Source organism: Pseudomonas sp. OTU5201 (assembly GCF_038440135.1).
GTDB lineage: Bacteria > Pseudomonadota > Gammaproteobacteria > Pseudomonadales > Pseudomonadaceae > Metapseudomonas > Metapseudomonas resinovorans.
The window spans coordinates 46237-56381 of the sequence record NZ_JASATC010000038.1; the positions used below are offsets into that span (position 1 = coordinate 46237).

The 10145-nt window shown below is 63.8% G+C and carries 12 protein-coding genes and 1 tRNA gene; 8 read left to right on the plus strand and 5 right to left on the minus strand.

All coding sequences use genetic code 11. The annotated features are described in order from the left end of the window. Positions 1-5: 5 nt before the first annotated feature. Together AAHM40_RS21155 and moaB are read right to left on the minus strand one after the other, a co-directional pair. Positions 6-1220: a molybdopterin molybdotransferase MoeA gene (locus AAHM40_RS21155; protein WP_342246406.1), complete on the minus strand. Its 1215-nt coding sequence runs from the start codon at positions 1218-1220 to the stop codon at positions 6-8. Next, positions 1217-1756 (minus strand): molybdenum cofactor biosynthesis protein B, encoded by a 540-nt coding sequence (gene moaB / locus AAHM40_RS21160; RefSeq protein WP_028629500.1) that lies wholly within the window; start codon positions 1754-1756, stop codon positions 1217-1219. Before moaB ends, AAHM40_RS21155 begins: the two co-directional genes overlap by 4 nt. A 67-nt stretch (positions 1757-1823) precedes the next feature. Here moaB and mobA point away from each other — a divergent pair, with 67 nt between their 5' ends. From mobA to AAHM40_RS21175, 3 genes are all read left to right on the plus strand, one after another. Then, on the plus strand, positions 1824-2411 hold the full coding sequence (gene mobA, locus AAHM40_RS21165; RefSeq protein WP_342246407.1) for a molybdenum cofactor guanylyltransferase MobA: 588 nt from the start codon (positions 1824-1826) through the stop codon (positions 2409-2411). A 78-nt stretch (positions 2412-2489) separates the two neighbouring features. Next, positions 2490-2711: a YgdI/YgdR family lipoprotein gene (locus AAHM40_RS21170; RefSeq protein ID WP_342246408.1), complete on the plus strand. Its 222-nt coding sequence runs from the start codon at positions 2490-2492 to the stop codon at positions 2709-2711. A 167-nt stretch (positions 2712-2878) separates the two neighbouring features. Further along, positions 2879-2955, plus strand: a tRNA-Pro gene (locus AAHM40_RS21175). Positions 2956-3171: 216 nt separating this feature from the next. Here the strand turns inward: AAHM40_RS21175 and AAHM40_RS21180 are convergent. Both AAHM40_RS21180 and AAHM40_RS21185 read right to left on the minus strand, forming a co-directional pair. Then, positions 3172-3411 carry a glutaredoxin family protein gene (locus AAHM40_RS21180; protein ID WP_028629503.1) on the minus strand — a complete coding sequence of 80 codons (240 nt, stop codon included), beginning with the start codon at positions 3409-3411 and terminating at the stop codon, positions 3172-3174. 45 nt (positions 3412-3456) lie between these two features. Then, a complete protein-coding gene (locus AAHM40_RS21185) occupies positions 3457-4608 on the minus strand; it encodes a DUF5610 domain-containing protein (RefSeq protein ID WP_342246409.1) in 1152 nt (383 codons plus the stop codon). A 156-nt stretch (positions 4609-4764) separates the two neighbouring features. Here AAHM40_RS21185 and AAHM40_RS21190 point away from each other — a divergent pair, with 156 nt between their 5' ends. Continuing rightward, positions 4765-6726, plus strand: a complete 1962-nt coding sequence (locus AAHM40_RS21190) for a monovalent cation:proton antiporter-2 (CPA2) family protein (protein WP_342246410.1) — start codon at positions 4765-4767, stop codon at positions 6724-6726. On the opposite strand, the gene AAHM40_RS21195 is transcribed toward AAHM40_RS21190, so the two are convergent. Then, positions 6727-7284 (minus strand): TetR/AcrR family transcriptional regulator, encoded by a 558-nt coding sequence (locus AAHM40_RS21195; RefSeq protein WP_342246411.1) that lies wholly within the window; start codon positions 7282-7284, stop codon positions 6727-6729. A 154-nt stretch (positions 7285-7438) separates the two neighbouring features. On the opposite strand from AAHM40_RS21195, the gene AAHM40_RS21200 reads away from it, so the two are divergent. The 4 genes from AAHM40_RS21200 to AAHM40_RS21215 all read left to right on the plus strand — a co-directional run. Next, positions 7439-8032 carry a glutathione S-transferase family protein gene (locus AAHM40_RS21200; RefSeq protein WP_342246412.1) on the plus strand — a complete coding sequence of 198 codons (594 nt, stop codon included), beginning with the start codon at positions 7439-7441 and terminating at the stop codon, positions 8030-8032. A 17-nt stretch (positions 8033-8049) separates the two neighbouring features. Next, the gene (locus AAHM40_RS21205; protein ID WP_342246413.1) at positions 8050-8976 is read left to right on the plus strand and encodes a pyridoxamine 5'-phosphate oxidase family protein; all 927 of its coding nucleotides are present in this window, start codon (positions 8050-8052) and stop codon (positions 8974-8976) included. A gap of 4 nt (positions 8977-8980) precedes the next feature. After that, complete coding sequence (locus tag AAHM40_RS21210) at positions 8981-9847, plus strand: MBL fold metallo-hydrolase (RefSeq protein WP_342246414.1); 867 nt, start codon at positions 8981-8983, stop codon at positions 9845-9847. Positions 9848-9953: 106 nt separating this feature from the next. After that, on the plus strand, positions 9954-10145 hold a 192-nt coding region (locus AAHM40_RS21215; protein ID WP_342246415.1), incomplete at its 3' end, for an OprD family outer membrane porin.

Here is a 10145-nt window from a genome sequence, read left to right on the forward strand (position 1 = left end):
GGTTGTCAGGCCTGCAACTCGCTCAGTGGAATGAACCGCAAGGTATCACCCTCGGCCAAGGTGGTGCCTTCCAGCACCTCCACCAGCCCCTCAGCCCAGGCCGCGCTGCGCAGCACGCCGGAACTCTGGTTCGGGTAGATCACCGCGCGGCCGTTCTCCAGCCGTGCACGCAGGTACTCGCGACGGTTGCCGGGCTTCTTCCAGGTAAAACCGGCCGGCACAACGAAGCCCAGCGGCTCAACTTCTTCCACGCCAAGGCGGCGCAACAGGTAGGGCCGCGCCAACAGGCCGAAGGTCACCAAGGTGGAAGCCGGATTGCCTGGCAGGCCAATCACCGGCACACCGCGGAAGTGCCCGAAGGTCAGCGGCTTGCCCGGTTTGATCGCCAGCTTCCACAGCGAAAGCTCGCCCTCTTCACGCAGCGCCGCGCCGAGGAAATCAGCCTCGCCCACGGAAACGCCGCCGGTGGAGAGAATCAGGTCCACCTGGCCCAGGTCCGCCAGCGCCTTTCGGGTGAGCTGAAGGTCGTCGGCCAGGATGCCGGCATCCACCACCGCGCATCCCAAGCGCCTCAGCCAGGCAATCAGCAGACTGCGGTTGCTGTTGTAGATCTGCCCTGGCCCCAGGGGCTGGCCGGGCGGTACCAGTTCGTCACCCGTGGATATCACAGCAACGACAGGACGACGGCGCACCACCAGCTCGGCGGCGCCCAGGGAAGCACACAGGCCCATCTCGATCGGCCCCAGACGGGTACCGGCGGGTAGCACGGTTTCGCCGGTGCGGGTTTCCTGGCCACGGGGGCGGACGTTCTGTCCAGCTTTCAGCGGCTCAAGGAAACGCACCCGGCCATCGGCCAGGACTTCGGCGTTCTCTTGCATCTCCACCAGGTCCGCACCCGCAGGCAACGGCGCACCGGTGAAGATTCGCGCGCAAGTGCCCGGTTGCAGCGGTCCGGGCGCACTGCCAGCGAGAATTCGCTGACTCACCACCAGCGGCTCACTCTGCCAGTCGGCCAGGCGCAGGGCATAACCGTCCATGGCGCTGTTGTCCCACGGCGGCAGGTCGAGGCCCGCCACGAGTGGAAAAGCCAGCACCCGGCCATCGGCCTCGGCCAATGCAACGGTTTCACGCGCGTCGATCGGCGCAGCCGCAGCCAAGTCGAGCAGGCGCGCCAGGGCGTCCTCGACAGGCATCAGGCCGGGATGATCGCAACCGCTCATCCGCGGCTCTCGCAGGCGTTGGCCTGGGTCAGGTGCGGTACGAAATTGCAGGGGCGATGGCGGTTGTCCAACTGCTCGGCAAGGATGCCGTCCCAGGCAGTGCGGCAGGCATTGGTGGAACCTGGCAGGCAGCACACAAGGGTGCCGTTGGCCAGGCCGGCCAGTGCGCGGGACTGCATGGTGGAGGTGCCGATGTCCGCCACGGAAATTTGCCGGAAGTACTCGCCGAAGCCGTCTACCTGCTTGTCCAGCAGGCAGGCCACCGCCTCGGGGGTACTGTCGCGGCCGGTAAAGCCGGTACCGCCAGTGATCAACACCACCTGCACAGCGTCGTCGGCGATCCAGGTGGCAACCTGGGCGCGGATCTTGTACAGATCATCTTTCAGCAACACCCGCGCGGCCAGGTTATGACCGGCGACGGTGAGGCGATCGACGAAGAGCTGACCGGAGGTATCGGTCTCCAGGCTGCGGGTATCACTGACAGTAAGAACGGCAATGTTGAGCGGCACGAATACCGCCTCGGCCTTGTGACTCATGACAGGCTTCCAGTTGTAGGAGTGAATGCCCGGTGTTATATCACAGCGCCGCCAGAGAGACCGCGCCATGTCCGACAAGCCTTTACCACTCTTCTCCGTACTGCTGCTTTCCGGCGGCCGTGGTCAGCGTCTGGGTGGTCGCGACAAGGGGTTGGTGGAATGGCAGGGCCGCCCCCTGATCGCCTGGTTGCATGAGCGGGTGCGCCCCCTCACGGACGACCTCATCATCTCCTGCAACCGCAACGCCGAGCGCTATGCCACCTGGGCCGACCAACTGGTGCAGGACGATAGCCCCGACCACCAAGGACCACTGGCCGGCATCCGCGCGGGCCTTGCGGCAGCCCGCCACGAGCATGTACTGATCCTCCCCTGCGATGCCCCACGGGTAGATGAGGCGCTGATCACCAGCCTTCTCGAAGCGGCCTGCGAACGCCCCGTGATGGTCCGCCAAGGTGCATTCTGGGAGCCACTATTCTGCGTCCTGCCCCGCGCCGTGTTGCCGCTGCTGGAAGCCGGCTGGCAGGCCGGAGAGCGCAGCCCGCAGCGCATCCTTCGCCAGTTGGCGCCCGTCGAAGTGGTTTGCCCGGAGGGCGATCCACGGCTGGCGAACCTGAACACCCCCGACCTGCTCGACGGTTTGGATCTGAAGGATTGAGTCAGATTCCTGGAACTTTGCCGGGAAGTTCTTCGTCAGAAGCTGCGTACAACCCGCGTAACCATCAAGGAGATGACGATGAACCAGCGGATAGTCCCCGCTTTCCTGCTCGCAATGGGCCTTTTCACTCTGGCCGGCTGCTCCTCGCCGACCGTGATCACCCTGAATGACGGGCGCGAGATCCAGGCCGTGGACAAACCCGACTACGACGAAGATTCGGGCTTTTACGAGTTCGAACAACTGGATGGCAAACGCGCCAAGGTGAACAAGGATCAGGTCCGTACCATCAAGGAACTCTGATTCGCCCGGCCCGCTTCCGCCTTCATCGCGAAGCGGGCCTTCCCCCGGCGACCCCGCGCCGTTCTTAGCCTTCCACTCGTCAGCCAATTCCCAGCGCAAAAATTTAAAAAAATTTCTGCTAACCCCTTGTAGGCCAAAAGTTTTTCTGTAGAATGCGCGCCACACAACGGAGCGTAGCGCAGCTTGGTAGCGCGTCTCGTTCGGGACGAGAAGGTCGCTGGTTCGAATCCAGTCGCTCCGACCAGATCCCGAAAAACCCGCCTTAACGGCGGGTTTTTTATTGCCTGCGATTTCTCCCGCTCCGCGGATACAAGAAAGCCCCGGAGCATCATGTGCTGCCGGGGCTATTGCTTTTCGATCGCCGCGGCCCGGCTGAGCGCTGTGGGGTCGTGAACGTCCAGCCCAAAGGCCGAACCTCGCCGCCCCATCCCTTCACGCTGCCCGAAAGGTGAAGAAGCGTTCAGCTGGACAGGAAGGATGCCACGGACGTCGCATCGAAAGGCCAGCCCAGCTCATGTCCGGTATCACAGCGGCGCAGGACTGGGATGCGCAGCCCGTAGGACTCGACCCACTCTTCGCGGTCGGCAATGTCCACCAGCTCCACCATCAGTCCGCGTTCGACGAAGGGCATGAGCACACCTTCCGCCACCTCGCACAGGTGGCAGCCGAGGGTGCCGAAAAGTTGGCATTCAGGAAGCATTGCGACGCGCCTCGAAGATCAGCGAGGCGCGAATTCTAGCACGCGTCAGGCGTCGGTGGATTGACCCTGAGCCTTGTCCAGCAAGGGCTGTAGGCCGTCCAGCAGGCGACTGTTGAAGGCTTCGGCCTTGGCCAGCTGACTTGGGTCGAAACGTTCGTCGAGAGCGAAACTGCCCTTGAGCAATTGTTCCAGGGTGTCGCGGCCATTGTCCGCAAGCTCACCGGCGCTGCGCAGGGCATCCAGCAGGCTATTGGCGTAGTCCTTGAGGTTGCCATTGACCGCGCTGGCCGCCTGGCCGCCCTGCTGGGCGACGGCGCCATAGGCATCGGTCGCCTGCATGACCTTGGTCTGGGTGAGGCGCATCGACATGGAGGCTAGTTGCTCACCGTCCATGTCCAGGGCCATGGCGCGGTCGAAGGCGCCGGCCAAGTCGCCGGAGTAGAACTTGCTGGAGATGTCCTGGACCTGGCCGAGCAGTTCACTCAAGGCGGCTTTTTCCTCGTCGTCCAGCTCCCCGTCGACTTCGATCTGCCAGGCACCGATCTGCAGACTGGACGATTGGCTGCTGGCGGCCACCAGGGCGTTCTTGCCATCGCTCGCCGCCACCACACTGCTGCGCGACCAACTGGCCGACGCCTGGGCGATTGAGATACGCAGCCTGTCGCCGTCGCGGGTCTTCACTTCCAGGTCGAAGGTTTCAGCCTTTGCAGCAAAACGCTCGCTGTAGCCGGCAACCGCCACGGCCCCGTCCCCCTGGGTGGCCTGTACGGGCTGGGTGTAGGTCTTCTGCAGCTTATCCAGGCCGTCCTGGATACGGCCAAAGGTGTCGTCGATGTCCTCAGCCACCTTGCCGCCGAGCACACCCAGCCCATCAAGAATCTTCCGCGCGTCATCGAATCCCTTCTGTATCCCGGCGCGCGCCTGATCGAGCAGGCCCTGCAGCTTGGCCGGGTCTGCACCTTCAGCCTTCTCTTTGCTCAGGCGCTGGTCGATGAAACCGAGCACACGGTCCGCGACTTTCTCCGGGGTGTAATTGGACGCCTTTTCGTTGAGGGCGCCCGGCTCCAACCCCAGGCGCTCACCGAGACGGTTGGCCAGGGTCTCTTGCGCATCCACCTGCTTGCGCGCGAAGGCGGAAGCAAGACCGGGAAACGCGGAACGTTGGGCGGAAGAAGCGAGAGAAGCCAGGGCATTCATGACGGGGCATCCGGAGTCAGCGGTGTCCCTCTGTGGCGGCCGGGCCCTGCAAAACTTGAATCGAAGGCGACGGCCGGCTCACTCGAGGAATCGTCCCGCCCGCATCACCAAGGGCTATAACTGAAAGCGTCCCCATAGGCTCCGGAGGCCGCACTCTTGCCCGGCAACCTGCTGATCATCCTGGCGACCTCGCTACTGGTCATTGCGTTATTCCACCGCCTGCGGCTCCCCCCGGTTCTGGGCTACCTCTGCGTGGGTCTGCTGCTGGGCCCCTCAGCCTTCGGCTGGGTCGACTATGACCACAACCTGCCTCAGTTGGCGGAGATGGGAGTGGTGTTCCTGCTGTTCACGCTGGGACTGGAGTTTTCGCTGCCGAAGATGATCGCCCTGCGCCGGGTGGTTTTCGGTTTCGGCAGCCTGCAGGTTCTGGCCTGCGGCTTGCCACTGACAGGCCTGCTGCTATGGATCGGAATGGATATTGGCGTGGCCTGCCTGTTAGGTGCCGGCCTCGCGCTCTCGTCGACAGCGATTGTCGGCAAAGAGTTGGGCAGCCTGGGCGAAGTGTTTTCCCCTCATGGCCAGAACGCCATCGGCGTACTGATTTTCCAGGACCTCGTTGCGGTGCTCCTGCTTACGCTGGTGCCCGCCCTCACCGGTGACCGGCAGGACGCCTGGTATTGGGCGGTAGCCACCACCCTTGGCAAGACGTTGCTGCTGTTCGTTGGCCTGCTGGCGGTCAGTCGCTGGCTGCTGCCCCGGCTGTTTCGCGAGGTGGCCCAGGCCCACTCGGCAGAACTGTTCGTCATGCTGGCGCTGGTCATCGTGCTGCTGACAGCCTGGATCACCCACCTGCTGGGCCTGTCCATGGCGCTCGGCGCCTTCCTGGCGGGGATGCTCCTGGGCGAAAGCCATTATCGCCATCAGGTGGAAGCCGATATCCGCCCCTTTCGCGACATCCTCCTCGGATTGTTCTTCGTCAGCGTGGGGATGCTCATCGACCTGAACCAGTTCGCCGAGCACGGTGGGTTGATTGCCGGCATCGCGCTCACCCTGCTGCTGTTAAAGGGCAGCGTCATCGCCCTGCTGGCAAGGCTGCGGGGAAATGATCTCGAAACCTCCTGGCGCACCGGCGTGGCACTGGCACAGGGCGGTGAGTTCTGCTTCGCCCTGGTAACCCAGGCGCAGCATGGCCGCCTCCTGGACGGGCAGCAGGCCAGCCTGTTGCTCAGCGCAATCTTCTGTTCCATGGTCCTGACGCCGCCGCTCTTGCGCTCCGCCCCAAGGCTGGCGGCGTACCTGCAACGACGCGCGAGGGGCGCCGACCAGTTGGAAGCGATCGCGGCGCACAGCACAACGTTGAATGACCATGCGGTGATCTGCGGCTATGGCCGCGTTGGCCAATCCATCGCGCGCATCCTGGAGCAACAGGCAATTCCCTTTGTCGCACTGGACGACGATCCGGTCCGGATTGAAGAAGCCGCTGCCGGCGAGCGCAACGTGCACTTTGGCGACTCCCGCCGGGCGGATCTACTGGAAGCTGTGGGCACCCTGCGAGCGCGACTGCTGGTGGTCGCAGTGAACGATGCCGACATCGCCTTGAAGGTGGTTCAAAGCGCACGCCAGCTGCACCCTACTTTGCCAATACTTGTACGTACCCGCGACGACAGCCACCTGGCCAGGCTTCAGGAGGCCGGAGCCACCGAGGTCGTGCCGGAGGTGATGGAGTCCAGCCTGATGCTTGCCTCCCATGCCCTGGTACTGCTGGGCCTGCCCCGCAACCGGGTGGAAGCTCATATGGAGGCGGTGCGACGCAACCGCTATCGCTTGCTCCACGGTTACTACCCGGGCGGCCAGGCCAATCTGGCGGATGCCCATGGACAGCCGCGGCGGCTGCTGCATGCTGTGAACCTGAACGAAGGCGCTTATGCGTGCGGCCGCACCCTGGGCGATCTGCGTCTCGAACAACTGGGTCTCGAAGTGCAGGGCATACGTCGCCTTGGCGCGCCCTTGCAGTCCGCCGACGAGACACTGCTGCAGGACGGTGATGCGGTGCTGATCTGCGGTGGCCTGCAGGCCATAGAAGCCGGTGAAGCCCTGCTGCTTACAGGCAGCGACTGATCAAAGACCAGCCGCCTCAAGCAGCACATTGGCAGCGTCCTTGGCCTCCAGCGCCTGATCGCCCGGCCCCTGGATGTGGGCCATGCTGATCGCCCCTTCCATCAAGTACTGCAACTGACGCGCCAGGCGATCAGGCTGGGCGGCCTCCAGGCGTACCAGGGCATCGCGGAAGTAATTTTGCGTGGCGATCTTGTAGGACGCGGCGAGGCGATGCACCGGGTGCTCTCGATCATGGAATTCGGCAGCGGCGTTGATAAAGGCACAGCCGCAGAATTCCTCCTGCCTGAGCCACTCGGCCAGTCCGTCGAACACCCGCAGGATGGCTTCCCGCGGTGGCAGGTGCTCGAACGCCCAAGCCAAACGCTCGGCCGCAGGCGCGAAGCGGGACTCCAAGGCGGCGATGATCAGCTCATCCTTGGACTTGAAGTGGTTGTAGAGGGTCATCTTCGCCACGCCGGACTCAGCCAGGATGCGGTCGATTCCGGTGGCATGGAAGCCTTCGCGATAGAAGAGCGCGAGGGCGGTGTTGACCAGTTGATCGCGTTTGCTCGATGCCATTGCAGCCTCCTGAACCGACGCATTATGCGCATCCGCCCTGGCCGGCTCAAACCACACAGGGCACGGAATCGCAGGGCAACGCAAAACTTGCGCTTGAAATATACAGACCTGTCTGTCTATTCTCCAGCTCACAATCCAACGCGAAGGACTCGTCATGCAACTCCACGACTTCTACCTCTCCGGCAACTGCTACAAGGTCCGCCTGTTCCTTGGCCTGATTGGTCAGTCGGCCGAACTACTGACGGTGGACCTGCCCAAAGGCGCGCAGAAGTGCGCCGAGTTCCTCGCGCTCAACCCACGCGGTCAGGTTCCTGTGCTGGTAGACGACGGCCAGCCGCTGGTCGATTCCCAGGCCATCCTGGTCTATCTGGCGAGACGCTACGCGGATACGCACTGGTACCCGCTGGACGCCGTTGTCCAGTCCCAGATTGCCGGCTGGCTGAGCCTGACAGCCAACGAGATCCACAACGGCGTAGCAAGGGCGCGAATCGGGCTGAAGTTCGGTCGCCCGGTTGTTCTGGAGGACGCCCAGGCCCGTGGCCGCCAGACACTGGAACTGGTAAACGCGCATCTGGCCGAACGTGAATGGCTGGTCGGCGAACAACCCACCATCGCGGACGTAGCGGTCTACCCGTACCTGGCCATGGCCAACGAGGGCGGCCTGGATCTGGCGCCCTACCCGCACCTGCACACTTGGTTCGCGCGCATTCGTGCCCTGCCCGGCTATGTCGAGCTGCCCCACTTCTAAGCGATCTGGAGGTCACCATGAACAGTCCTTTCCACCCCGGCGAACAAGCGATTCAGAGCCGTATTGGTGTGCTCGAGCAGGTGGAAGCGATGGGCAGCCGGATGATCCGCGACCATATGCCGGAGCAGCATCGGCAGTTTTTCGCCCAGTTGCCCTGGATGCTGGTCGGCAGTCTGGACAGCGACGGCCAACCGCAGGCCTCGGTGCTCTGGGGCAAGCCGGGCTTTGCTCATTCGCCAGAGCCCAGCCTGCTGCGGATCAACGCCCGCCCGGAAGCCGACGACCCTTTGACCGCCAATCTGCACGGTGCCGCACGTCTGGGCCTGCTCGGCCTGGAACTGCCGACACGGAGGCGCAATCGCCTGAACGGCCCGCTGGTAGACAGCGACCAAGAAGGCTTCAGCGTCGCCGTGCAACAGTCATTCGGCAATTGCCCAAAGTACATCCAGGCTCGCGATTGGCACTGGGAAGCGCGCCCGGCAGGCCCCCTGGAACAAGGCAATGGTCTGGATCCGCGCTGGATGGGGCTGGTGGAAGGCAGCGATACCCTGTTCATTGCCAGCCAACACCTGGACCCGCAAACCGGCGGCGTCGACATCTCCCACCGTGGCGGTACGCCGGGCTTCGCGCAGTTGGGTGATGACGGTCGCCTCTGGCTGCCGGACTACAGCGGCAACCAGATGTTCAATACCCTCGGCAACCTGCTGCTGGAGCCCCGATGCGGCCTGCTCTGGGTCGACTTCAACAGCGGTGACCTGCTGCACCTGGAAGCCCGTGCGGAAATCCTCTGGCCGGACCAGACCGGCTCGGGCGAGCTGCCAGATCTGCCCGGCGCGGAGCGCCTGGTGGCCCTGACCCCAGGCCGCTGGCACCTGCGTCGAAGCCGCCTGCCGCTGAGCTTCGACTCGCCACGCCCCTCCCCTTTCCTGCCCCTAGGAAACTGAATCCATGCCCCCGCGTTCGTACGTCCTGCTGCTCCTACTCAGCACGTTCAGCTTCTTCGCCCAGGCAGAGGGCCTGCGCTTCGCCCTGGTGAAGACCTCTGAAACCGAAACCCTGGATGCCTTTACCGTGACCGACGGAAAGTGGACCGAGAAGGTGAAGGCCAACCATGTCGCGCTGCTGATCCAGCACCATGCCGCCACCCTGCTGTTCGATACTGGCCTCGGGCGCCAGGTGGATAGCCAGTTCAGCCGGGAGATGCCCTGGTGGAACAAACCATTGATGCAGTACGGCAGCGTAACCCCGGCCCGCGACCAGCTCGACCGGGACGGCATCCGCATCGACCGCATCGTCCTGAGCCACGCTCACTGGGATCACGCCTCGGCGCTGGCGGACTTCCCCGAAGTTCCGGCCTGGGCGCCTTATGAAGAGATCGAGTTCACCGAAATCGCGACGCCGCCGGCAATACTGCCCAGCCAGTTCGCCCACGGTGTCAAATGGCACCCCTTCACTTTCCTGCCCATTCCGTTCATGGGTTTCGAAGAGAGCCTCGACCTGTTCGGCGACCGTAGTCTGGTGCTGGTGCCGCTGAACGGCCATTCACCCGGTTCGGTGGGTCTGTTCCTGACCCTGGACGACGGGCGACGATTCTTTTTCACCGGCGATGCCAGCTGGCGCCTGGAAGGCTTCACCGGGCCGAAGGAGAAGTTCTGGGTCAGCCGCAGAATGGTCGACAACGACCGCACAGCCACCCGCGCCCAGCTACAGAAGGTTCACGATCTACTCCAGCGCGAACCCGGGCTCACTGTGGTTCCGGCCCACGACGCCAAGGTGCAGGACGCGCTCGGCTACTACCCGCAGTGGGTCCAGTGAGCGGCCGACCATCGTCTAACTGCAGAATCTGTAACGAAATGCTTTAGTCACCTCGTTGTAACAGGACGACCCGACCGACCTGCAATCCAACGAGGAGACAATAACAATGAGCAAGACCTCGCTTGCGCGAGCTGTGGCCCTGGCCACGATTGGCGCCAGTATCACCCTGCCCGGCATTGCCCAGGCCGAGTTCATCAAGGACAGCAAGGCCAGCCTGGAACTGCGTAACTTCTACTTCAATCGCGACTTCCGCCAGGACAACGCGGCCCAGGCCAAGGCCGAGGAGTGGGCCCAGGGC